Origin of the sequence: Acinetobacter sp. XS-4 (assembly GCF_023920705.1) — a bacterium.
Classification (GTDB): domain Bacteria; phylum Pseudomonadota; class Gammaproteobacteria; order Pseudomonadales; family Moraxellaceae; genus Acinetobacter.
Window position 1 is genome coordinate 1,851,114 of sequence record NZ_CP094657.1, and the last position, 23,763, is coordinate 1,874,876.

The following is a 23,763-nucleotide window of genomic DNA, read 5'->3' on the forward strand; positions in this document are numbered from 1 at the left end:
AAAAAGGGTTAATTTTATGACTTTTAATAAATTTATTTTTCTAATTTCAGGTTTTATTGTTTTAAGTAGCATTGGGTGTGCAACTAATGAACCTAAAGAAAACCCATTAGAGGTAAAGCCGAAAGATGCCTATTGCAATCCCAGTGATGCTAAAAAGCTTATAGGGCAATCTCTTCCGAGTGAGGAAGAATTAAAAGCAAGGACTAATGCGGGAGTGGTACGAATTTCCCATACAGGTCAATCTGTGAGAACAGACTTACATTATGATCGACTGAGTGTTGTGATAAATAATGAATCTAAGATAGTCTATTCGAACTGTAGTTAGAATGATAATAGAATTAAAGTCTTCAATTAAGTTCTTAAATTGTTGAGAATATTCTGGCAGAGAAAGCTCCTCTACACTAAATGTCGATTATTCGCAGTGGCTTTCTCTCTTTTAACTCATGATATATTGCTATAAATTGAATAATTAATAAAGTTAATAAGTATGGAAAGATATATTTTTATAGGACTCGTGATGAGCCTGCTTTCAGCATGTTCAAATAATGTATTAAACCCTGAAACTTCTAAACAAGTTCAAGCGCAGCCACAAGAGAAAAAAGTCAAGCCTCCAGTCCTTGGCACAAGTCAAACATGGGACTCATCTTTTGACTGTGATCCAATTAAAGTTAAAAATCTTATAGGTAAAACTGGCTTAACAGAAAAACAGGTTCTATCGATGACCAATGCTCGAACTTATCGAAGTGCTTACCCAGGAGAAGCGGTAACTGAAGAATTCCGCCCAGATCGAGTTACTGTAGTAATTGATCCAAAAACAAAACGAATAATAGCTAGTGCATGTGGCTAACTTAAGCAAAAAAATAATCGTTCATAATATTTTGTTTTATAAATTGTAATTTTCTGATTTTTTATTATAAATTAAATATTTAATGATGAAGTGTTAAAGAATATCTTAAGGTTATGCAGCTCATAGCTAAATTTTGGTTGGTTTTTATATAAAGAATATATCGTTATATTTTAACCTTATTTCTGATTAGAAGGTAAAAGTGAAAAAAATATTAGCGCTAACAATTTTAATTTCATCATCTTGTACATTTGCTGCATCAAATGAGGGAGTTGAGCAGGACATCAGAAGCTATTTTTTATTGCATGGCGTAAGTACAGCAGAAGCAAATAAAGCATTATTTTTAGAAGCTAACAGAGACTCTGCACTCGACGCTATTGAAAAAGAATTCAAAGGGCGTATAGGTGGTATTTATGTGGAAAATGTACCTACATATAAAATTGTGGTCAGAGTCAAAGGTTATGGCCAAAATGAGAAACGCAATATAGTAGTAGGAAATACAATTTCTAAAAGTGATTTGCCTATTGATATTCAATATGGGGCAAAAGAAACAAGAGAGGTTGCTAAAGGTCAGATAAATAAAGCCGCAAAATTAGCCAATAAATATTTTTCTAAGGTTCAAACTGTTGAGTATGATGAAAAAAGCGGAAATATTTATGTACGTGTAAATGGTAAACAAACAACTGAGAGTCAAAGAAAAATAAATCAGGTCAAAGCAGCTTGGAATAACGCGAATCTGCCATTAGAAATTAATTTAGTTAACTGGTCTGTAAAGCCTCTTGTTGATACTAATAACGGGGCTTTAGCCTTTAAAAGGTAGGTAAGTTAACTCTCATTTTGTGAGTATTTGGGCTGAATTTGATTCAAACTATCTGCTGGATTCTTCTCACGCGTATGTGATACTTGAATATTTTCAATATGAATAATTCGATCATATTCAACATCTTTTAAATGTTCAGGTGCTAATTCTGGATATAACATATAAAAATGCATTTTTATATTAAGGGCATGATCGAGTAAAAAAGCAGATTCGGTGCTGTAGTATTTATCATTTTGAAAGCATTCATAAGTCGACTCTAAAAGCTCTTTTATCGAGTCATCAAGATTCTTAAGTTTTTCATTAATCGAATTTAAATCATTCCTTGATGGTTTTGTTTTCATTTTTATCTCGCATTTTAAATTTAAAAAGTCTTATGAGAAAAAGTATCCACACTTTTACCTAAGACTACTGAAAAATCACTCGAAGTAGAATGAGTACCCCCTTAATGAGGGCTTTTATCATCATGATAGTTTTTTAACCTAAAAGCAGCTACTTTCCTGATACAGCTATTGCTGTTTCTAGCACATTATCGATCATGATATTGAGTTCATCATTACTCAAATGACTAAATTGTCCGTCAATAATTAAATAGCTTAGACCATGAACCATTCCCCAAGCTAATCTTGCCATAGTTTGACTCTGTGCAGCATCGACGGGGGCATCAAATGCTGTTGCCGCTGCGTATACCATTCCCGTATAGAATAAATTTGTCATAGATTTTAATTTTTCATCATCTTGAGCGACAGTAAACTGGCTATACATCAGTCTAAATAAAGATGGGTTTTTAATAGCAAAATATATGTATTCTTTCCCTGAGTTTAAAAAACCGTCTTTTGGATTGGTTGCATTATGAATAGCGTGCGCCTGAGCTTCTATTAATTGCTCAAATCCATAGATGGCTAAAGCAGTCAGTAATTCTTCTTTATTTGCAAAATGTCTGTAAACCGCGTTTGGGGATACTCCAATCATGCGGGTCAATTCTCGCATACTAAAATCAACACCATGACTAGACTCTAATAATTGTAAGCCATTAATAAGTAAAGCTTCTCTCAAATTACCATGGTGATAGCTAGAAGTTGGATTTATGCTCGATGTTGACACTATGAACATCCTCGTGTAATTTTAATTAAGTATACAGTGTATACATTCGTTGATACATACTGGAATTATACAAAAAATTAATCAGCAGGTAGGATGTAATCGAATGAACAGGGCAAGTATCCGTAATGAAATTGTTAACAATAAGCTGGTTTCTTCCGTAGTCGGGAAGTTTCTGAGTTTCCACCAAAGCCGAGTTCCCTATAGCCCAGATAATCTCTTTCTTGTAGGTGCGTTTGCACCTGTTACTGAAGAAGTTTTTTCAAGTGATTTGGTTGTACATGGGGAAATACCATCTTCATTAAATGGTATTTTTTTAAGAATGGGCCCAAATCCATTAGAAGTTGAAAATCCTGCAAACTATAATTGGTTTATGGGCGATGGGATGGTACATGGTCTCAGGTTAAAAGATGGTCAAGCATTATGGTACAAAAATCGATATGTAGGGACGCATCAAGTACATAAAAAATTAGGACGAGAGAAAATAAAAGGTGAACCAAGAAGTCCAATTGATTTGGCAAATACCAATATTATTGGTCATGCGGGAAAGATCTGGACAATAACAGAAGCAGGACCATTTCCAGTCGCTTTAGATTCTGAACTAAATAGCTTTAAATATGGATTATTTAACAGTAAAGATAATTATCCTTTTACAGCTCATCCCCATGTTGACCCAGATACGGGAGAATTACATGCGATTTGCTATGATGTTTTACTACCAATGCAAGTCTATTATCAGGTGATTGATCAATCAGGCCAAGTTAAGAAGCGGGTTAGTATCCCTGTTAAGCATGGGCCGATGATGCATGATTGCGGGATGACAAAAACTAAAATGTTGGTTCTGGATTTTCCTGTAACTTTTTCATTCGAGAGAATGTTAAAAGGGGGGCAATTACCATATGCATGGAATGAAAAACACCCTGCGCGAATAGGTGTCTTACCAAAAACTGGTGATGCACAGGATATCAAATGGTTTGATGTAGATCCTTGTATTATTTTTCATTCATTTAATGCATATGACCTTGAAAATGGTGATATTGTTTTTGATGCATGTGTTCATACCAAGACTTTTACAGACTCTATTCAGGGACCAGTAGATAAGCAGTTTATCCAGTTTGAAAGATGGACTTTGCAATTTGGTACTCAAACTTTAAAACGAGAAGTAATTTCAAAAATTCCTCAAGAGTTTCCTCGTCTAGATGAACGTTTTGTTGGGAAACCCTATCGCTTTGCTTATTCAATTTCTGTTGGAAATGAAGGTGAGCCAGTGGATAATATTAATTTAAAAGCAAATAATTTATTGGTTCATGATTTACTCAAAGGTGAATCCTATAAGCATTCATATGGTGATGATTATTTCACTGGCGAAGTGATTTTTTTACCAAAACACTCTGAGAGTGAAGAAGGCGATGGTTGGTTAATTTCGTATATCCATGCTTTAGACGGAATAAAGCCAAGTAAAGTAGTAATACTCGATTCTAAAAAAATTGGGCAAGACCCCCAAGCTACTATTGATTTACCTGTAAGGGTGCCTTTAGGTTTCCATGCAAATTGGGTAGATATTTAAAAAGATAGTTTAATGTGCATTCTGCTAAAAGAATGCACAATTTATAGAGTTAATAAGAATTCTCTTTTAGTGGAGGCGAGTTGGCAATACGTGCCATTAAACTCCCTGCTGCGATTAACAATGTCTGCTCTTCGGCAGTGAGACAATGTTCCATTGCATTAGAGAGCCAGGTTTCACGCCGCGCACGGCTTTCATGTAGCAGGCTTAATCCTTCCTGAGTTAGCATTACCCTGATCTTACGTCGATCTTCAGCATCAGGTATACGTTTCAGCAAACCATCAGTTTCTAGAGTACGCAGCGCAGCGGCCAGATTGGAAGAACGCATACCTTCAGATTCAGCCAGCACCGAAGGGGTTGCCATCCCACCATGGCGATCGATGGCACCGAGCAGAAGCAGCTGTGCCCAAGATTTTTCGTCACTGCGTGCCTCGCGCCGCATACGTCGAACCAAGGACATCAACTGCGTACGTAATTGTGTTATTTCTTCAGGATTCTTCTTCATCTTTATTTATAAATCGCTATATCTATTCATATTTTTGCACCACAGGATTATGCGGTCAACTTAAATTGGTAAAACAGAGAGTTTAGCGTTATATATGAGCGCGGGTTCTGATAGTAATGACGACATGCAGCAAAAAAACGAACAGTAGACCGATACTTCCTCCTAGTAACACATTGAGCACCCGTTCTGCGGCAATATCGGGAGTTTGGCCAACTACTATCATCGCACTGGCGATGCAGGCACAGCGAGCACCAAAACCCAATATATAGTGTGAGAAAGACACCAATGTAAGCATAGCGGTAACGGTTAAAAGCTCATACATCAGCAGGCTGTGTGGCATCGCATAGCCTAGCAGCATGCCAAGCGGTACGCCAACTAAAGCTCCCGCTCCACGTTGATACAACTTCTGGCGTGCTGTTGCCATGTCGCCGGTCACTACGCTGGCGGCTGACCAGATCACCCATTGACCATAATCCAGTTGGCGCCACTCGACAATTGCCGCAGCCAACGCCACTGCGAGGCACACAGTCACCACAGCTTCGCCACATATAGCTCGCGTGCCGAGATCACCGGTACGATGCAACCTAAATATATGACGCAAACGGTGACTGACTTGTATATGTTCAACAAGTGAGATCACTGACACTGGCAGCACAGCAACCATCAGAAAGGGCAATAGCACCAGAACATGCTGGGAGTATTGTGCTGGGGTGATTCCTTCCGCAGTCTCACATGCCAGATAGAGCGCAGGAATAAAGGTGAAATTTCCAAGAGACCTCAGCTTGCCGCCATAGGCTGATACCCTCACAGCCGCTGCCGCGGCCAGTGCACAGACCAGTACAAAAATGATGGGTTGGCCCATGGCAAACAATAACGTTAGAAAGACTAGCAAAAAGGTTAGGGCTTGGCATGCTACACCGAGCGGCGCTAACTCGGCTCTTTCATAAGTGATGAATAGTGAAATGGTCAGGATAGAAGCTTTCAGCCAGTTGGTGTCACCCGTCAGTAATGTGAGTGCTAGCAAAGGTGCTAACACCCAAGCAGCACGTTTTAAAGACCGCAGATCAATTTCTGATGTTAGTGCTGATAGCATCTGAGGCATCAACGACCCTTTAGATCTTCTAGAGTGACAATTTCGGCGATGTGGGCAAGTGTCTCCATCGATATCTGATGCTCTTCCAGCGTGGCAGCCGCGCAAGCTTCTTCGAGTAGCAATACTTGATAATCTCGATCATGTGCGTCGCGTACCGTGCTTTGTACCGCCCAAGTACTGCTGACACCACAGATAATCAACCGCTCGATACCTCGTGCTCGCAGCACTGCATCAAGGTTGGTGCCATAAAAGGCGCTAACGCGAGGTTTGACGATTACTAGTTCCCCCAACTCGGACGCCAGATCGGGATGAAACGCTGTGCCAGGCTGATCTAGTGCTAGCGCACAGAATTTATCTACTTGGCCAAACATACGTGAGCGTTTGGGCTGGTCAACATAGCCAGCGGCAAAGCCGACTTTGACCAGAATGCGTAGCCAGTCTTTTTGTTGTGCCAGTGCCAATGCTCGATTGGCGTGACCGATGACATTACGTTCCAGCACTTGCTGTGCCGAGCGTGCAATTTTTCCTTCGGGATGTGAAATATCTAAAATGTAGTCAAGTGCGATCAGAGCAGTATTCACGATGTTTGGCCTTTGGTTGAAGACATGAATTGGCAGCCTAAAATGGCATTTAACTATAATAACATAGCTATATTGTTATAGTAAAATATTGCCTGTGACCGCATAAGAACGCATAACGCACCAGCGCGTGGTCCTTGAGGAACTTCAATATGCAAGTAATTACATATTTTTTACTTTAAATTTAAGATTTAAAAATACAGATGTGTACCAACGAAGTTAGCGTATATGTCTAATGTGGAGGTATGTTTAAATGACCTTTGAAGATCATTGGAGAAGGTACTAACTGATTTATGAATAAGAAATCTCTTTCTGTTGTTTTAATTCCTGGCTTTATGCTTGATGAGTCTCTCTGGGATGAGTTGGTAAATGCCTTACCTAGAGAGTGGAAAATATTTCGGGCTAGTTTAAAAGACGGATGCACAATCAAGGAAATTGCTCAAAAAATTGCTGAAAATGTGCCTGAAAACTTTGTAGTGATTGGTTTCTCACTTGGAGGTTATATTGCTAGATCTATAGCGGAACAATTTCCTGAAAAAGTTAAGGCACTCATCTTAATAGCATCTTCACTACGCCCTGATAGTGAGGAACAAAAAAATCAAAAATTAACTGCTATTCGACTTAATTCTAAAGAAAGTTTCCGTGGGCTGAGTTCGATCTCTATTGCGAAAACGCTTCATACATCAAATGCTCAAAATCGAAATCTTGTGAAAAGAATTCAGGAAATGGGTAATAGATTAGGTTATGACGAGTTTGTTAAACAGTCTATGTTGGATAGAAGTTCATATGATATAAGCAAGATAATATGTCCAACCTTAATTATTTCTGGTAGTGAGGATCAACTTCGTTCCGGTGAGGAAGCAATTGAATTATTAGGTCAATTACCCTATGCAAAGCATGAGGTGATTAATAATACTGGTCATATGATTCCAATTGAACAAGCTGCCATCTTGGCTTTAAAGATTTCAAATTGGTTAGTTGAAAAGGAGCTCTGGCAAGGAGAAGATAACTTTGGAAATTAAATTTTCAATTTTTTATTTAAATGGACTTCATCAGAGTTAAATTATTGTAAAGCTATACTAACAAGTTATTATTTTTTGTTTGGGAAAATGTATGGACTCTAACTTATCTATCTCACGACAGTATCTAAATAAAATTGGATTTAATAGAAACGTATCTTTAACATTTGATGATCTTTCAGAAATTCTAAACTTACATATCCAAAGTATACCTTTTGGCAATTTAGATGCATTTTTAGGAAATGCTATATCGGTAGATATTGAACAAGTCGCGAAAAAACTTTTAGATGATGAACGAGAAGGGTATTGCCTTGAACAAAACGTGTTAACTACTTATGTTTTAAATGAATTAGGGTTTGAAGCATTTAATCTTTTAGCAAGGGTTTATTATCAAGGCACACATGTAGAAGCTCCTATAAAAACACACCTACTTTCAATCGTTAAGTTAAATAATGAGCTTTTTTTATTTGATCCAGGCTTTGGAGGAATGACCCCAACGGGTGTTTTATCACTGAGTAAGATAAATGAAGTTCAAAATACTCCTTATGAATCATTCCATTTGGTTGATGTGCTCAATTCAGGGGTTGCAGAGTCCGCACTTCTTGGAATGAAATTTATGTTACAGGCTTATATAAAGGATACTTGGATAAATGTATATGCATTTAATCCAGAGCATAGAGTTGCGCAGTCTGACATCATCACAGCTAATTGGTATATTTCAACTTCACCACAATCTTTGTTCACTCAAAATTTAATGTTTTCAGTTATTCATGATGGCAAAAGAAAAACGATAAACAATAATGTTATGAAAGAATATTCAAATACGGGAATTCACAAGAAAACATTAATTAGCATCGAAGATTACAGAAAGTGCTTTAAAGAAAATTTTAACTTAACCATTGCTGATGAAGATTTAAATCTATTATTAATGAAACTCGGAGATAGGATAGAGTAAGAATAAATAAATTGGGTCAAAGTCGGACTTGATGGCCAAAATCCGACTCTGAAGTTTAATAGTCCATAAGAAGTATTTTTAAACTAATTGATGTGGCGATTAAACCAGTCTGTTACATGTCCTACTGTTCTGTCTACTACGTCTGGTTGTTCATAATACTGGAAATGATTTGTACCATTTTCCCAAATTAATGCTTTATCAGATGTTGGAATAGAGTCGTAATGTCTGCGAGCAGCTGCTGGGTTCATACAGGTATCTGAATGAATGATAAGAGCGGGCTTTGTCAGTTTAGAAACGCCGTTTACAGTAGAGTAAGAAAAATGATCAAGGTCACTCATGATAGCATATTGGTTTTCCCAACCTTTTAATGTCCATGGGCCATACCAACTCCATACGAGAGGTCCCGGCAGTCCTGCATTTGAGCCATTTATTCGATCGCCAAGATCGGGTGAGACAAGAGGTTGATAAATGATTTCACCTGTTGTTTCATAAAGATCTTTTGCTTCTTGAGCATGTTTTAGTCGCTTTTGTAGAAGTGCTTCAAGTTCTTCAATTGAAGGAGCGGTGGTTGTATCAAAAGGATTTTCAGTTACACCCGCAGCTATCATAAATAAATCAGTCTCGGTATCACGATAATAACCTGTAACCGATACAACAGCTTGAACCCGATCTTCATAAGATGCGATATCAAGCATTTCTGGCCCACCTTGGCAGACTCCCAAAAGGTAAATCTTGCTTGTATCTACATCAGATCGCGTGAACATGTAGTCAATAGCTGAAACAACATCCTCATTCTTCATTTTTGGATTTTCAAGGCGACGAGGGGTTCCTCCACTTTCACCCACAGTTCGTGGATCAAAGGCTAGAGCCAAATAACCTTCATCAGCCATTCTCGTTGCATATTGTGTGGGTGCTTGTTCTTTTTGAAAAGAATAGGGGCCTAAGATAATTACTGTAGGGAATGGTCCGTTACCAAGAGGCTTGTAAATATCACCAACAACTTGATCGCCATGAGAGTCAAAAGATACTTTTTCTTTAGTGTAGTTACCATGCTTTGACATGATCGTTACTCTTATTAATGGTGTACTTTGATTCTAAAAGTAGAATATTATTGAGAACAATCTCATAAAACTGTATAGAAAGATGAAATTCACTCATCAATTAAAAAGTGGTGAAATGTTTGCCTTAACTATATTTTTGGCTGCAGCATTCCATCGTAATTTTCGCCTAGCCGCAGTCGAATTAAACATGACGCCTTCAGCGGTAAGCCATGCGATTAAAAACTTGGAAGACCGGCTAGATGTGAGATTGTTCAATAGAACTACACGGAGTGTTTCGTTAACGGATGCGGGGTATCAGTTATATAGTTCACTTCAACCTGCCATGGAAAATGTTGCTACAGCAGTAAACCAATTAGATGCCTTTCGAGAAAAACCAAATGGAATTTTACGGATTAATTCTAGTGAGGGGGCTGTCCGTATGATTTTGAAGCCAATACTAAAAAAGTTTTTAGATATCAATCCATCTGTTGAGCTAGATATCGTCTGTGATGGAAGGTTAGTGAATATAGTAGAAGATAAATTTGATGCAGGTATTCGCCTAAGAGACAATATTCCCCAAGAAATGGTAGCTATCCGCTTAACAAAAAGTGAAGAGTTTGTAGCGATTGCATCACCTGAATATCTAAATAAATACGGAGTTCCTAAAATTCCAAATGATTTATATACCCACAACTGTATTAGATTTAGATTTGAAAGTGGAGAAATCTTTCAATGGGAATTCAATATAGATGGCAAAATTAAAAAATTTGATGTGAGAGGAGCACTTACTTTAACCGATCAGCCTTTGATGGTTGAAGCTGCAATAGATAGTATAGGAATTGCATTTGTTCCCAAACACTTAACACATGAATATGTGGCACAGAATAAAATTAGAATCATCTTAGAGGAGTATAGTCCAAGTTATGATGGGTTATGTTTGTATTATCCGGGGCATCGGCACGTTTCCAATGCATTGCAAGCATTAATTGATTTGATTCGTTCTGAATTTAAGATTTAAGTGGAAATTGATAGATCATAGCCTTACATAATCAATAGTAATTTCTAGTACACGTTTAATTTTGAATTTCAAGTTTTTAGTTGACAAGACAACAATACAGGTTTACTTCTATTTATATGGTTCTTTTTTGGAACTTGTGTATTTTTCACTAATTTAAAAGTCAATAATAGCTATTATTGAAGTTACATAAGTATTTAAGTTGCTAATTTTTTATAGGTAGTATTTAAATGAGAAAAACTTGTAAAGCTTCAACGTTTATACCTGCACCTATAGAACAAGTTTTTGACACTTTTACTGATTATAAAACTTACCGTTTATTATCTGGTGTTAAAAGCACACGAGTGTTACAAGCTGGGCAATCAGAACAAAGCTATTCACTTGGCACTATCCGAGAATTGGATTTAGGGTTTGGTGTCTTTCATGAGCAAGTCATGGATGTGAATTATCCACATTATTGGGATTATAAATTTATCAAATGGCCGCTTTCCTTGAGCCATATTGGTGGCCGCATGTCATTTAAATCGGTAAAAGGTGGTACACAAATGACATGGGAGTCAACGATTGAAATGAAGGGGAAAGTGAGTTTTACATTACCATTGATTGCATGGATAAGTGGATATGGTTTAAAGCTAATGTCGTTACAGATGAAAAAAATTATAGTTAAAAAGGCTAAATAGAAGAGAGTGAATATCTTAGAAAGATAGGTTCGATCCTAGCTATAAAATGTCTAGAAATGTGAATGTAGGAACTAGTGTAAAAGCCTTCTAGCGGGCTTTTACACTAGTTCTATAATGATTACTTATTATTTATTGATAGAAGAAATTTTCTAATATTATCGGCTAACACTTTTGGTTGGCTTAGTGGTGCCCAATGAGCTGCATTTACTGTGGATTCACTTAAGTTACTTGCCCAGTCTTTACTGTCATTAAAAAGATAGGGGGGCAAAAATGGGTCTCGCAAAGCCATTAATGTATGTATGGGCACGTCTGTCATTACCTTTTTTGCGAATAGAACACGTTGTAGTAGGTTTGCACGATAAATGCCTAAATATCGAATAGCATCTCCTTCAACGCCTATATTCTTTTGATAATGAACGTCAGACTCATAATAAGTAATCATCCATTTCATCATCAACGTTCCTAAGCCGCTGTACCATAATAATTCTGGAAGAATAGGTAGCGTAAAGAAGGTCATAAGGCTATTACGCCAGAGTTGAACAATCAGTTGCCATAAGTTTTTTGGGGTAGGTTTGAGTAAGCGTCTTCGTAAATATAGCCCAACCTGTTCTAAACTTGGCGACATGGTTGTAAATGAAGCAATTCGTTTTTTTCCTTCACTATCTCGAATAGCATCCCACCCATAAATGCCTCCCCAGTCATGTCCAACTAAATGTATTTTTTGATTTGGGCTTACAGCATCAATAACTGCATAGAGGTCATTGACTAAATGCTCGAACCGATAATGTCTATATCCTTTAATATGTGTTGACTCTGCACATCCGCGCATGTCAAAAGCAACAACATAAAAGTCATTTTCAAGTTGTTTTGCCACTTTTTCCCAAAAGAGTGCCCGATCTGGAAATCCATGAGCAAATATTAGTATTTCGCGTGGATGCTCATGGGTTGGTTCGTCCCCCCAAGTATAAACAGCAATTTGAATATCGGTTGAGGATGAAACAAAGAAGGCTGGTTGCTGCATGTTTATTCTCCGATTAAATATTTAGTTATGTTCGCGGGTGGCTTGGCCATAAATGACATGAAAAAAAGCGAGAAAGAGTAAAGCAGTACTAAATCCAATAGGGATGACAAAGCCTTGGCCTGCCAAAATATATTCAATAGGAAGAGGAAGAAAACTGATGATGCCTATAGTTAGGCAATAAAGCGTTGGGAATGGTAATAGGCAAATAAGAAAAACCAAACTTTCTTTCATATATGCCCAATGCTTACGACGATTTGCAGTTAAAAAGAAAATGCCGAAAAAGACGAGTAAAGCACCATTTACGACATACATCGTTCCACCAGAAAACAGAACATTCTGTGGCATAAGGCCTATGTTCCAGCCGATGTAAAATGCAGAACTTCCCGCTATGATTGTCAAAATAGCGATGAAGTTTGCTAAATGGTGTTGCTGGAAAGGAGTGGTTGTAGATGGACGGATCAGTAAATTTCTGAACATGTATAGAGCCAAAGGCAAAGCTACAATGATAGAAATAATAAATGTTGTTTTGGCTATTGGATGAGATGATAAAACACTGGATTCTTGCGTAATTAGAGCGGCAGGGACAAGGTGCTTAGCAAAACCAAAGCTAGAGAAACCTTGACCAATTATATAGTAAGTAAAACTTATAATGCCTGAAACAATAGCTAAAGCGTAAAGTATAGGTAACACACGAACATAAATCTCACTACCACGAATAGCGATAGGATTCGGTTTACGTTGAGCCATTGGTCTCGCATATTGGCGATTAATCAGAATCAGACCATAGCCAATAAGCAAACTTTCCGGCAGCATTAACCCCATAGTGACCAGATTTAAAGTTTGCTGGTCTATGTGGGGAAAAATTGCTGCAAGTATTGCCCAATCCCAGCGCAGCATAGGTGCAACCATTAAGCTGACGAAAGATAAAGCCATCCATGCTTGATGCTCATAAATCTTACGCTTTTTAATTGCAAAAACAGCCATCGTGATTGCAATTAACGAGAGTACACCAAATATCCATAGTCCAATCCATGCAACCAAATGATCATAGATATGATGTGGCGCGGTATTGGCAAGATAAAGCAGGGATGCAATAACTGCTATGGGTACAGTAGCAATATATAAAGCACCAATAAGACGATGTGCTTTTAAGTATTTTTTTCGGAAATAAGGCCAGAATTGTAAACCACCGAATAGCATGCAAACACTACCAAAAAGAACATGGACGACCATGAGTCCTTTGTTGTAGTTTGACATTGTGGTGTAATACAGACCTTGTTCCATCAGTTTAGAATCGGCATAGTGTGAAGCATTATGTAATTTTGATAAGCCCCATATTTCAGCACTGACGTGACGCATATTTTCTGGAGTTGGGTTTGTACGTACAGTCTTAATTGTTTGCTCAATTTGCTCTGTTGAAAGTTTACCCATGAACCCATCTAGAAAACGACCTTTGCCTTCTTCTAGAGCAATCCAGCCCGCTATCATCATGCTAATAATGATGATAGATAGAAAGATTCCACCTGAAAGCTTTCCAAACATAAATACAGCGCTGTTTGTACTTTGAGTTGATTTCATTTTATTTTTATCCCTTGAACAATTTGCAAACCAGATTTAGACCATCTGAATTTTTATATACTTTACATGCTAAGTTCCAAAAAGGAACTTTGTAATGTCTATTTTGACCGAATAAATGACAAATTAGGCCAAAGTAATAAATAGGTGTGAGTGAAAGAACAGGGGAGCAGCATCCTTATCCAGTTATCTCAAATTCATTGACTTTCGAATCTAGCCCTTTTATTACTAATTCCTTTATGGAACTTGTTTGGAGCTTTTTATGACTTTTATTGTTCTAGAAGAGTGTATTCAATGTAAGCATACGGATTGTGTGACTGTGTGCCCAGTTGATTGTTTCTATGAAGGACCTAATTTTTTAGTTATCAATCCTAGTGAGTGTATTGATTGCGCACTATGTGAGCCAGAATGCCCTGTTGATGCGATACGATCTGAAGATGATGTACCTGATGCTCAAAGAGACTTCATTCTTATTAATGAGGAACTGTCTAAACATCCAAACTGGAAGAGAATAACTGAGAAAAAAAATGCATTAAGTGAACATGAAAAGTGGCAAGGTGTTACGAATAAACTAAGTGTATTAGATAGAAATGGGGCCTAAATCTAAGCGAGTTAATAGAATAACGCCAAGAAAAAAATATGTAACTTTTACGTAAGTATTAAAAAATTTAAAAAGATATAGGGAGTTTTTTTATGGCTAGTTCAGATAAAGTTCAAGATGGAGCTGCATTAACAGCTGAGAATGCAACAGAACTATCAAGCATATGTGTACTGTGTTCGCATAATTGTGGAGTTAAACTTGATGTAAAAGATAATACTATTGTTAAAGTTAAAGCTGATAAAACAAATCCCACCACTAAAGGCTACATTTGTAATAAAGCATTTGCTATTCCAAATAGTGTTCATCACAAACAAAGGGTGCACCACCCATTAAAAAAAATGTCAGATGGTACATTTAGTGAAATAACTTGGGATCAGGCTATTCATGAAATAGCTGAAAAATTAAAATTTATTCAAAAAAATTATGCTCCTAGGGCTATTGGCATTGCTGGTGTTGGTGGTCAAGGTAACCACTCAAATGTATTTGGCGCATTACCACTTCTTTATTCAATTGGCTCAGGTTCATTTTTCAATGCACTTGGTCAAGAAAAAATTCAGCACCCTTTAGTAGATGAACGTCTTTTTAAAGGTGGGCATGATCATTATTTGGCTGGAGATGAGCATAATGCTGCATTTGTATTGTATATAGGCACAAATCCTTTAATTAGCAATCGCGGAATCAATGCAACTGAAACCATTAGAGAAATAGTAAAAGACCCAAATCGAAAAATAGCTGTTATTGATCCAAGAGTATCTGAAACCGCTCGTAGGGCTGATTTCCATTTATGTATAAAGCCTGCTCAAGATGTTTACTTATTGCTTGCTCTCAATTCAATTATTGTTCGTGAGAATCTTTATGATCAAGAATATATAAAAAAGCGTGTTAAAGGTTTTGAACAAGTTGCGGAAATGCTTAAGACAGTTGATCTTAATGATATGGCCAAACGGACTGAATTGACACTTGAGGAAATTCAAACAGTAGCTAGAGAGTTTGCTAGAGCTTCATCCTCAGCCATATGTTATGACTTAGGTGTCGATCATGGAGTTAATACGACTCTAATTAGTTATTTAATACGTACTTTATCCTTAATCACTGGTAATTTAGGAGAGAAAGGCGGGAATATATTTGTTCAGCAATTTGGTCCTAAATTTCCTATTCTACCTAGATTACAAGAACCACTTGAATCTAATATCAAAGCATCTGCATTAATTGCTCCAATGATGCAATTTTCGCCTAATTTGATACCAGAAGAAATTCTTTCCAGCCATCCACATCGTATAAGAGCACTTATTGTAGATGGAGCAAATCCTCTTGTAAGTTATGTAGATTCCAAAAAGTTTAGGGAAGCTTTTGAGCAGCTTGATTTATTGGTGGTTATTGAACCCAATATGACAGAAACTGCTCAAGTCGCAGATTATGTATTACCCACTCCAGCTGGTTACGAGAAATGGGAAATAGCAGTATTTCCAAAAGATGTAATATATGCTCAAGTTCGGCCACCTGTAATAAGTGGTCCTTCGGATGCTTTGCCAGAGATAGAAATATATTATCGATTAGCAAAGGCTATGGGCATTATTAAGGCATCCTCAAAGTGGCAAAAAAAATTAGCAAAAAAAATCCAAAATCCTCTATATACACCTATTTTTCTTACAAGCCTTGGAGCATCAGCCTTTAAAGGAAAATTAAATACTAAGGAGATAATGGCGATTATAGGGCGAATCTTTTTCATTTTATATGAAACACTTGGTCCACAACTAAAAAATCCATTGATGGCCTATATCTGGTTGTTATCAGTTGGATATGCACTAACGAGAAAAAAGCAAATTAACTTACAATTCCCAGAATTAAAGTCTGTGAAGAACCCATTTGTGGTAGCTCAAAGAATATTTGAACTTATCAATGATCACCCAGAGGGAGTTATCCTTGGTTTGTTAGATGAACAAAATAACTTCAATGATTTCTGCCATTTTAAAGATAAAAAAGCCAGATTATTTCAAGATGATTTTATTGCGGATTTAAAGGAATTAATGCTTAAGCAAGAAGAAATTTCTGATTATCCTTTTATTTTAGATGGAGGAATGCGAACAGGGTGGACTGCTAATACAATTGTGCGTGATCCTTCTTGGAGAAAAGGAAGAGAAATTCCTTATGCAATGTTGGTCAATCCATCTGATGCAGAGAGTTTAAATATTAAAAGTGGAGATCTTGTAAATTTACAAACAAAAAGAGGAGAAGTAATTGTGCCAGTTAGTGTAGATGGAAGCACACGAAAAGGGCATTTACATTTGCCTAATTTATTTAATTTAAAATATCCAGATCCAGAAACTGGAGAGCTTGTTAATACGGGCGTAAGCATTAACGAGTTGTCAGATGTTAATGATCGGGATAAATATACTGGAATTCCAAATTTAAAGTATATACGTTGCAAAATAAATCAATTAAGTAGTTGATATTTAAAAATATCAGGGCTATTAATAAAATAGCCCTTGATTTATATATATTTTATTTATACAAAATTAATTTTCACTTTGCTTAATGACTATCCGCCTCTCAAGCATATCCATAAAAGTTTTTAAAATAATATTATGGTTTTTGCCTTTGTGAGTAATTAAGCAAATGGATGTGCTGTAATGCATTTTCTCCTTTGAAACAGGCTGCATAAAGCCATCTTCAACCCATTTTTTTGCATAATGATCGGGTAAAAAACCTAAGAATTTTCCCGTTAAAATCAGAAATGCAATTCCTTCACGGTCACTTGCTGTCGCTTTACAGTCTAAAAGCTGGTGTAACTTTGCCGCTTCAGGTGTAATTGCATAATTAGGAAGTACAGCTTGCCATTTTTTTAATTCATCTAAATCCATCTTGCTACATTTGCCAAACAAAGGATGGTTTTTACCGCAATATAAAAATGAACTTTCGCTATATAAATCAAAATAGTCTAGGCCAGACAGCGGAGTCACAAGGGGAATTGCTCCCGCATGTAAACGGTTGTCTAGCACACGGCACTCAATATCTGAAAGGGTGCTCATGCTAATGTTAATGATCACTTCAGAATGTTCTTCAGCAAGTTGTGCCAGCGTATTGGTAATGTAGCCACTTGGCATGGTCACGAGGTTATTAATAATACCTATATTAAACTCACCCTTTAGACGGTTATGCATTTGATTGACTTTAGAGCGGAAGTCTTCGATAGAAGCGGTAAGCACTTCTATGTATTCTAAAATTTCACGCCCTTCATCTGTCAATGCAAACCCTGCGCGGCCACGTTGGCATAGTCGAATACCTAAACGATTTTCTAAATCACTCATATGCAAACTAATCGCAGAACGACTAATGCCAAGAATACTTTCGGCAGACGTAAAGCTGTGACAGTCACAAACCGTTTTAAAAACTTTAAGTAATTTAATATCAAAATCAGTGACTTGATTTAATTTTTTAGGTTTCATTTAGTTTTGTTTTTTTGAATCTAAACTCAAGATAATTTGAATTTATCAAAACTATAGTGCTATGTACACTCAAAAAATAGCCTCAAAACAAGAAGAGTGATTATGTTTGATATCGACAAATTAACTGATGACAATGCAGCATCGGAAACCGTTCAATCAAATGCTCAGATGAGCTTAAATTATCAAGCGCATTGGATGCCATTTTCTGCAAATCGTAATTTCCATAAAGATCCACGCATGATTGTTGGTGCTAAAGGATCATATTTAATTGATAGCACTGGCCGTGAGGTCTACGACTCATTATCAGGTCTGTGGACTTGTGGTGCTGGGCATACACTTCCTGAAATTCAGCAAGCAGTGAGTACTCAGTTAGCCAAACTTGATTACTCTCCTGCATTTCAGTTTGGTCATCCTTTGTCATTTCAATTGGCTGAACGAATTATTCAACATATGCCTGAAAAATTGCAGCATGTGTTCTTTACCGACTCAGGTTCAGAGTCCGCAGATACAGCAATCAAAATGGCTCGTGCCTATTGGCGAATTAAAGGTAAACCAAGCAAAACCAAGCTGATTGGGCGCGCACGTGGCTACCATGGTGTAAACGTTGCGGGGACAAGTCTGGGCGGTATTGGTGGCAACCGTAAAATGTTTGGTCAGCTTATGGATGTAGACCACTTACCGCATACCTTGCAGCCCGATTTAAGTTTTACTAAAGGCTGTGCTGAAACTGGTGGCGTAGAGCTTGCCAATGAAATGCTTAAGTTAATTGAGCTACATGATGCATCTAATATTGCCGCAGTCATTGTAGAGCCTGTTTCTGGCTCGGCAGGATGTATTGTGCCGCCGTCTGGTTATTTAAAACGCTTAAGAGAAATCTGCGATCAACACGATATCTTACTTATTTTTGACGAAGTCATTACTGGTTTTGGGCGAATGGGAGCTTGGACTGCTTCAGAATATTTTGACGTTACGCCAGATATTTTAAATTTTGCTAAACAAATTACCAACGGTGCTATTCCACTGGGTGGCGTGGTGGCAAGCCATGAAATTTATGATGCCTTTATGCAGCAAGATTTACCTGAACATGCGGTTGAATTTACCCATGGCTATACCTATTCGGCGCATCCGGTTGCCTGTGCGGCGGCTTTAGCGACACTTGATGTTTTAGAGAAGAAAAATTTAATTCATCAATCAGCTGCTTTGGCTCCAAGTTTTGAAAAACTTTTACATGAGTTAAAAGGTGCTCCAAATATTCTTGATATACGCAACTGTGGGCTGATTGGTGCTGTGCAATTAGCACCACGTGATGGCGATGCGACGATTCGTGGTTTTGAAATTGGTATGAAGCTTTGGAAAGCGGGTTTCTATGTCCGTTTTGGCGGAGATACGCTTCAGTTTGGTCCAATGTTTAATAGTACAGAGGCAGAGTTGCAACGACTCATGAATGCCGTAGGTGAAGCAATTTATCAAGTGAAATAACACTGATCGACTTAAAAACTTAGTTCGAAAAGATGAATAGACACAAGGAATAAAGATGAACACTTTAGAGAATTTTGACAGCAACACGCTTTCTAATACAGATACAAATCAAGAGCAACAATCCGTTAAGGTAGTTGGGCATTTTATTGATGGTGGACTCGTAACTAAAACCATCAAGAAACAACCTGTTTATAACCCTGCGACAGGTGAAATCACCAAAGAAGTTGCACTTGCAGATGCAGAGCTGGTCAATCAAGCCGTTCAAATTGCAGAGCAAGCTTTTCCAGCATGGCGTGATACACCAGTGATTAAGCGTGCGCGCGTCATGTTCAAATTTAAGCAATTACTCGAAGAAAATGCTGACAAGCTTTGCCAGCTGATTGGCGAGGAACACGGAAAAATTTGCCACGATGCTAAAGGTGAATTACAACGTGGCATTGAAAATGTTGAGTATGCATGTGGTGCGCCTGAGTTTTTAAAAGGTGAATTTTCAAAAAATGTGGGTCCAGATATTGATTCGTGGAGCGAATTTCAACCGCTAGGTGTGGTTGCAGGTATTACACCTTTTAACTTTCCTGCAATGGTTCCGTTGTGGATGTTCCCAATGGCAATTGTTTGCGGTAACTGTTTTATTTTAAAACCTTCAGAAAAAGCGCCTTCTGCTGCCTTATTTTTAGCGGAGCTTCTAAAACAAGCTGGATTGCCTGATGGTGTTTTTAGCGTTGTAAATGGCGATAAAGAGGCGGTTGATACGTTGCTTCATCATCCTAAAATTCAAGCGGTTAGCTTTGTTGGATCTACGCCTATTGCAGAGTACATATACCGCACGGCAACAGCGAGTGGTAAACGCTGCCAAGCTTTAGGCGGAGCAAAAAATCATGCGATTATTATGCCTGATGCCGATATTGATAATGTCGTGACTTCTTTGTTAGGTGCGGCGTTTGGATCATCTGGTGAACGTTGTATGGCGTTATCGGTTGCTGTAGCTATTGGTGATGAAGTGGCAGATGTTGTGATCGAAAAATTAAAACAAGAAATGAAACAATTGAAGTTTGGACACTATGCAGATGAGCGTAATGACTTCGGACCGCTCATTACGCAAGCACATAAAGACAAAGTACAAGCTTTTATTCAAAGTGCAGAGCAACAAGGTGCTAAAATTGTTGTGGATGGTCGTGATGCAAAACCGGCAGGGTATGAAAACGGTTTTTTTGTTGGGCCAACTTTAATTGACAAAGTTTCACCAGACATGACAAGTTACCAGCAAGAAATATTTGGTCCTGTTTTACAGGTCATTCGTGTACAAACCATGCAAGATGCAATGCAACTGATTAATGACCACGAATATGGTAATGGAACGTGTATTTACACGCGTGACGGTGAGGCTGCACGTTATTTTACCAGCAATATTCAAGTCGGTATGGTTGGGGTCAATGTGCCATTACCTGTACCAGTTGCATATCATAGCTTTGGTGGTTGGAAGCGTTCATTGTTCGGTGATTTATATGCATATGGCCCAGATGGTGTGCGTTTTTATACACGCCGTAAAACCATTACCCAACGTTGGCCTTCAACACAGGTCCGTGAAGCCAAACAATTTGCTATGCCTACATTAAATTAATCAATAAAAAGGGAAAACTCTGATTTTCCCTTTTTTGTTTCGTACAAGTTGGAGAAGTACATTTTTAAGACGGTTTTAAAATCAGTTTGTCAATTTGAAGGAATCGAATATGAACAATGATAAAACAATAAAATTAAGTGAAGGACTTTCTAATCGACATGTCACCATGATTAGTATCGGTGGTGTTATTGGTGCAGGTTTATTTGTAGGCTCTTCTGCGGCAATTGCAAAAGCAGGGCCAGCAGCCGTGCTCGCTTATATAATTACAAGTATTTTAGTTTTTCTGGTCATGCGCATGCTGGGTGAAATGGCGGTCGCGCAACCCGATACAGGTTCATTTTCTACATATGCCCGTAAAGCCATCGGTCCTTGGGCTGGGTTTACCATTGGATGGTTATATTGGTGGTTCTGGGTGTTGGTGATTCCCATTGAAGCCATTGCTGGAGCTGAAATTTTACATGCATGGTTCCCGCAAATTTCTAGTGCCGTTTATGCATTTGCCTTTATTATTTTACTCAGTCTAGCTAACTTTTTTAGTACCAAAAGCTTTGGTGAGTTTGAGTTTTGGTTTGCACTCATTAAAGTCATTGCGATTGTAGTGTTTATTATCATTGGAGCAATGGCTGTCTTTGGAGTGTGGCCTTTAGCAACAAATGTCAGTGGTGTTGGTAACCTATTTTCAAATGGTGGTTTTATGCCACATGGAATGGGTGGTGTCTTATCGGCAATTTTAATCTCTGCATTTTCATTTTTTGGAATAGAAATTCTTTCTATTGCTGCGGCAGAATCTAAAAATCCAGAAGAAAAAATTAAACGTGCGACCAATTTGGTGCTCTATCGAATTATTTTATTCTTTGTTGTTTCTATTTTTCTTGCAGTTGCTTTGGTTGATTGGCGTTCACCAGACTTACAAAAATTTGGCACCTTTCAGTTTGTATTAATGAGTCTTAATGTTCCTGAGACTAAACTGATTATGGACGCCGTCGTTTTTATTGCGGTTGCAAGCTGTATGAATGCCGCAGTTTACACTTCATCTCGAATGCTATTTGCTTTAGGTACACGTCAGGAAGCACCAAGAGTAGTGACAAAAATTAATGGAGCAGGTGTGCCGACATCAGCTGTGTTTTTATCTACTTTGGTTGGTGTGGCCTGTTGCGCGGTTAACTATATGTTTCCAGGTCAAGTCTTTGGGTTCTTACTATCCACCACAGGCTCAATTGCTTTACTGGTTTACTTAGTGATTGCATTTTCACAATTACGTTTAAGACATAAATGGGAAAAAGAGGGTACTGCTGTATCTTTTAAAATGTGGTTGTTCCCTTGGTTAACTTGGTTTGTAATTTTAGTGATTATGACTGTTTTAGGTTATATGTTCTTATCACCAACCTATAGTTATGAAACCACTTTATCTTTAGGCGTCACTTTATTGGTGGTTATTTGCGGGTTGTTTGTCACGCGAAAGCGTAAAGCAACCAGAGCGGTTGCCATGAATTTGGATTAATTAAAAAGTCTTTACATATGAAGGACGGATAAATACCGTCCTTTCTGCAATTACTAATGGTTAGATTTATTTTGATAAGATAGTTTTAATCCAAAAACAATACTATCGTTATTTGTAAATCTTCCGACTATGTCACCATTTTGGCGTTTAGCTTCAGCATCTCCGAGCCATAAATATTTACCACCAAATGAGATAGCCCATTCAGGTAAAAAGTGATATTGGAATCCAAGTCCGACTCCCCAATAACCGTTAATTGGACCTAATGCATTTGCAGGATCTCCAAGGCCTGAGTCCCAATTAATTGATGTGGATAGGACAACCTTTTCAGTCATTTTTCGAGCCACTCCAATTTGTGCAGACCATTGGTTCTTCTCATAACTAATTAATGGAAATCCTGAGTGGTCGGGACTCGCTGGTGCAGTTCGCTCTGCTAATTTGGCAGGCTTTAACTCAAAATCTTTCCATGGTACCCAACGGACATTTGCAGTTAATAATGTTTTTTTATTCAAACCTGTCTGAAAATCAAAATTAACCGATTCTGGAGACGTAAATGTTACAGGTGAAATGTAAATATCATTACTTAAGGCGCTAAATTGTTCTGTACCTTCGGTTTTATGTCTGATTTCTGAGCGATAGGTCAGGGCTGCTTTTAACCCTAATTCAGGCTTTTTAATATTTAATCCTACAACCCAACCAGTAGCATAATCTGAGTCTAGGTCAGCATTGTAATTTGCCATACCTTTGTAGATGTGCCCACGTAATTGTACTTTGCCTTGTATCTCTTCAATAGCAGGCCCTGCATAAATACCTAAATATTCATTAATATTCAGGCCAACTAAACCTGTTAAATTATGACTACTTAACGTAGCGTTAGTTCCTTGTTCAAGCTGATTTACAGGCTGAGAGACAAAATCATTTTGGCCATGATGTTGAAGATCAATACTAAAGGGTTGGTCATAAAGAAGGCCAACACTAATCTTTTCATTTAAATCAGTTTTTAATCCGCCCCTGAGGGATGAGTAGTTGTTGGTAATATTCGGAATATGCTGTGAATTCCCATGAGAGCTTAAACCAGTATCTTGCCCACTTATTTGGGGGATAACATAATTATAAGAAACGGAAGCATAGGTGCCATCTTGAAAAAAATCAGTCACTGGCTGCCCAGATCTATCCAAAGCAGCAGCATATGCTGTATTCATAAATGGTGATGTTGCTAAAATAAATAACGAGTAACGAGTAATGTGTGAATACATGAGAGCCTCAAATTCCTTTTGGGGCATACAACATTCTAATTATTATTTTTTATTA

23 protein-coding genes are annotated in these 23,763 nt (G+C 37.7%); 13 read left to right on the forward strand and 10 right to left on the reverse strand.

The genetic code is table 11. The features are described 5' to 3' along the window. Nucleotides 1-16 precede the first annotated feature (16 nt). The 3 genes from MMY79_RS08665 (at nucleotide 17) to MMY79_RS08675 (ending at nucleotide 1,664) form a co-directional block, all read left to right on the forward strand. Nucleotides 17-325, forward strand: coding sequence for an I78 family peptidase inhibitor (locus MMY79_RS08665; RefSeq protein ID WP_252613029.1), 309 nt, complete (start codon nucleotides 17-19; stop codon nucleotides 323-325). A 162-nt stretch (nucleotides 326-487) separates the two neighbouring features. Beyond that, nucleotides 488-847 (forward strand): I78 family peptidase inhibitor, encoded by a 360-nt coding sequence (locus tag MMY79_RS08670; protein ID WP_354669037.1) that lies wholly within the window; start codon nucleotides 488-490, stop codon nucleotides 845-847. A 199-nt stretch (nucleotides 848-1,046) separates the two neighbouring features. Further along, entirely contained in the window at nucleotides 1,047-1,664 is a 618-nt protein-coding gene (locus MMY79_RS08675; RefSeq protein ID WP_252613032.1) for a hypothetical protein, read from the forward strand. Between the two features lie 5 nt (nucleotides 1,665-1,669). On the opposite strand, the gene MMY79_RS08680 is transcribed toward MMY79_RS08675, so the two are convergent. Continuing rightward, nucleotides 1,670-2,005 (reverse strand): hypothetical protein, encoded by a 336-nt coding sequence (locus MMY79_RS08680; RefSeq protein ID WP_252613035.1) that lies wholly within the window; start codon nucleotides 2,003-2,005, stop codon nucleotides 1,670-1,672. A gap of 148 nt (nucleotides 2,006-2,153) precedes the next feature. Next, on the reverse strand, nucleotides 2,154-2,765 hold the full coding sequence (locus MMY79_RS08685; protein WP_252613037.1) for a TetR/AcrR family transcriptional regulator: 612 nt from the start codon (nucleotides 2,763-2,765) through the stop codon (nucleotides 2,154-2,156). A 103-nt stretch (nucleotides 2,766-2,868) separates the two neighbouring features. On the opposite strand from MMY79_RS08685, the gene MMY79_RS08690 reads away from it, so the two are divergent. Next, nucleotides 2,869-4,329 carry a carotenoid oxygenase family protein gene (locus MMY79_RS08690; RefSeq protein ID WP_252613038.1) on the forward strand — a complete coding sequence of 487 codons (1,461 nt, stop codon included), beginning with the start codon at nucleotides 2,869-2,871 and terminating at the stop codon, nucleotides 4,327-4,329. A gap of 49 nt (nucleotides 4,330-4,378) precedes the next feature. Here MMY79_RS08690 and MMY79_RS08695 read toward each other — a convergent pair whose 3' ends face one another. The 3 genes from MMY79_RS08695 to MMY79_RS08705 all read right to left on the reverse strand — a co-directional run bounded on the left by MMY79_RS08695 (nucleotide 4,379) and on the right by MMY79_RS08705 (nucleotide 6,505). Continuing rightward, on the reverse strand, nucleotides 4,379-4,831 hold the full coding sequence (locus MMY79_RS08695) for a MarR family transcriptional regulator (RefSeq protein ID WP_252613039.1): 453 nt from the start codon (nucleotides 4,829-4,831) through the stop codon (nucleotides 4,379-4,381). Nucleotides 4,832-4,919: 88 nt separating this feature from the next. Next, nucleotides 4,920-5,933: an FUSC family protein gene (locus MMY79_RS08700; RefSeq protein ID WP_252613040.1), complete on the reverse strand. Its 1,014-nt coding sequence runs from the start codon at nucleotides 5,931-5,933 to the stop codon at nucleotides 4,920-4,922. Further along, on the reverse strand, nucleotides 5,933-6,505 hold the full coding sequence (locus tag MMY79_RS08705) for an isochorismatase family cysteine hydrolase (RefSeq protein WP_252613041.1): 573 nt from the start codon (nucleotides 6,503-6,505) through the stop codon (nucleotides 5,933-5,935). Before MMY79_RS08705 ends, MMY79_RS08700 begins: the two co-directional genes overlap by 1 nt. A gap of 290 nt (nucleotides 6,506-6,795) precedes the next feature. Here MMY79_RS08705 and MMY79_RS08710 point away from each other — a divergent pair, with 290 nt between their 5' ends. Next, entirely contained in the window at nucleotides 6,796-7,524 is a 729-nt protein-coding gene (locus MMY79_RS08710) for an alpha/beta hydrolase (RefSeq protein WP_252613043.1), read from the forward strand. Between the two features lie 91 nt (nucleotides 7,525-7,615). Then, nucleotides 7,616-8,476: an arylamine N-acetyltransferase gene (locus tag MMY79_RS08715; protein ID WP_252613045.1), complete on the forward strand. Its 861-nt coding sequence runs from the start codon at nucleotides 7,616-7,618 to the stop codon at nucleotides 8,474-8,476. Between the two features lie 83 nt (nucleotides 8,477-8,559). On the opposite strand, the gene MMY79_RS08720 is transcribed toward MMY79_RS08715, so the two are convergent. After that, the gene (locus MMY79_RS08720) at nucleotides 8,560-9,537 is read right to left on the reverse strand and encodes an alpha/beta fold hydrolase (protein WP_252613046.1); all 978 of its coding nucleotides are present in this window, start codon (nucleotides 9,535-9,537) and stop codon (nucleotides 8,560-8,562) included. A gap of 82 nt (nucleotides 9,538-9,619) precedes the next feature. On the opposite strand from MMY79_RS08720, the gene MMY79_RS08725 reads away from it, so the two are divergent. Together MMY79_RS08725 and MMY79_RS08730 are read left to right on the forward strand one after the other, a co-directional pair. After that, nucleotides 9,620-10,534, forward strand: a complete 915-nt coding sequence (locus MMY79_RS08725; RefSeq protein WP_252613047.1) for a LysR family transcriptional regulator — start codon at nucleotides 9,620-9,622, stop codon at nucleotides 10,532-10,534. A 227-nt stretch (nucleotides 10,535-10,761) separates the two neighbouring features. Beyond that, nucleotides 10,762-11,211 carry an SRPBCC family protein gene (locus tag MMY79_RS08730; protein ID WP_252613049.1) on the forward strand — a complete coding sequence of 150 codons (450 nt, stop codon included), beginning with the start codon at nucleotides 10,762-10,764 and terminating at the stop codon, nucleotides 11,209-11,211. Between the two features lie 118 nt (nucleotides 11,212-11,329). Here MMY79_RS08730 and MMY79_RS08735 read toward each other — a convergent pair whose 3' ends face one another. Beyond that, nucleotides 11,330-12,232, reverse strand: a complete 903-nt coding sequence (locus tag MMY79_RS08735) for an alpha/beta fold hydrolase (RefSeq protein ID WP_252613050.1) — start codon at nucleotides 12,230-12,232, stop codon at nucleotides 11,330-11,332. A gap of 21 nt (nucleotides 12,233-12,253) precedes the next feature. Beyond that, a complete protein-coding gene (locus tag MMY79_RS08740; RefSeq protein WP_252613052.1) occupies nucleotides 12,254-13,810 on the reverse strand; it encodes a DUF2306 domain-containing protein in 1,557 nt (518 codons plus the stop codon). 259 nt (nucleotides 13,811-14,069) lie between these two features. On the opposite strand from MMY79_RS08740, the gene fdxA reads away from it, so the two are divergent. Continuing rightward, entirely contained in the window at nucleotides 14,070-14,408 is a 339-nt protein-coding gene (gene fdxA, locus MMY79_RS08745; protein ID WP_252613053.1) for a ferredoxin FdxA, read from the forward strand. Nucleotides 14,409-14,500: 92 nt separating this feature from the next. Further along, nucleotides 14,501-16,858 carry a molybdopterin-dependent oxidoreductase gene (locus tag MMY79_RS08750; RefSeq protein ID WP_252613055.1) on the forward strand — a complete coding sequence of 786 codons (2,358 nt, stop codon included), beginning with the start codon at nucleotides 14,501-14,503 and terminating at the stop codon, nucleotides 16,856-16,858. 66 nt (nucleotides 16,859-16,924) lie between these two features. Here MMY79_RS08750 and MMY79_RS08755 read toward each other — a convergent pair whose 3' ends face one another. After that, nucleotides 16,925-17,854 (reverse strand): LysR family transcriptional regulator, encoded by a 930-nt coding sequence (locus MMY79_RS08755; protein WP_252613056.1) that lies wholly within the window; start codon nucleotides 17,852-17,854, stop codon nucleotides 16,925-16,927. A 96-nt stretch (nucleotides 17,855-17,950) separates the two neighbouring features. On the opposite strand from MMY79_RS08755, the gene MMY79_RS08760 reads away from it, so the two are divergent. The 3 genes from MMY79_RS08760 to MMY79_RS08770 all read left to right on the forward strand — a co-directional run bounded on the left by MMY79_RS08760 (nucleotide 17,951) and on the right by MMY79_RS08770 (nucleotide 22,455). Then, nucleotides 17,951-19,333 (forward strand): aspartate aminotransferase family protein, encoded by a 1,383-nt coding sequence (locus MMY79_RS08760; RefSeq protein WP_252613057.1) that lies wholly within the window; start codon nucleotides 17,951-17,953, stop codon nucleotides 19,331-19,333. Between the two features lie 55 nt (nucleotides 19,334-19,388). Next, nucleotides 19,389-20,954, forward strand: coding sequence for a CoA-acylating methylmalonate-semialdehyde dehydrogenase (locus MMY79_RS08765; protein WP_252613058.1), 1,566 nt, complete (start codon nucleotides 19,389-19,391; stop codon nucleotides 20,952-20,954). A 109-nt stretch (nucleotides 20,955-21,063) separates the two neighbouring features. Next, on the forward strand, nucleotides 21,064-22,455 hold the full coding sequence (locus MMY79_RS08770; RefSeq protein ID WP_252613060.1) for an amino acid permease: 1,392 nt from the start codon (nucleotides 21,064-21,066) through the stop codon (nucleotides 22,453-22,455). A gap of 53 nt (nucleotides 22,456-22,508) precedes the next feature. Here the strand turns inward: MMY79_RS08770 and MMY79_RS08775 are convergent, their stop codons facing one another. Further along, nucleotides 22,509-23,708: an outer membrane protein transport protein gene (locus tag MMY79_RS08775; RefSeq protein ID WP_252613062.1), complete on the reverse strand. Its 1,200-nt coding sequence runs from the start codon at nucleotides 23,706-23,708 to the stop codon at nucleotides 22,509-22,511. Nucleotides 23,709-23,763: the final 55 nt, after the last annotated feature.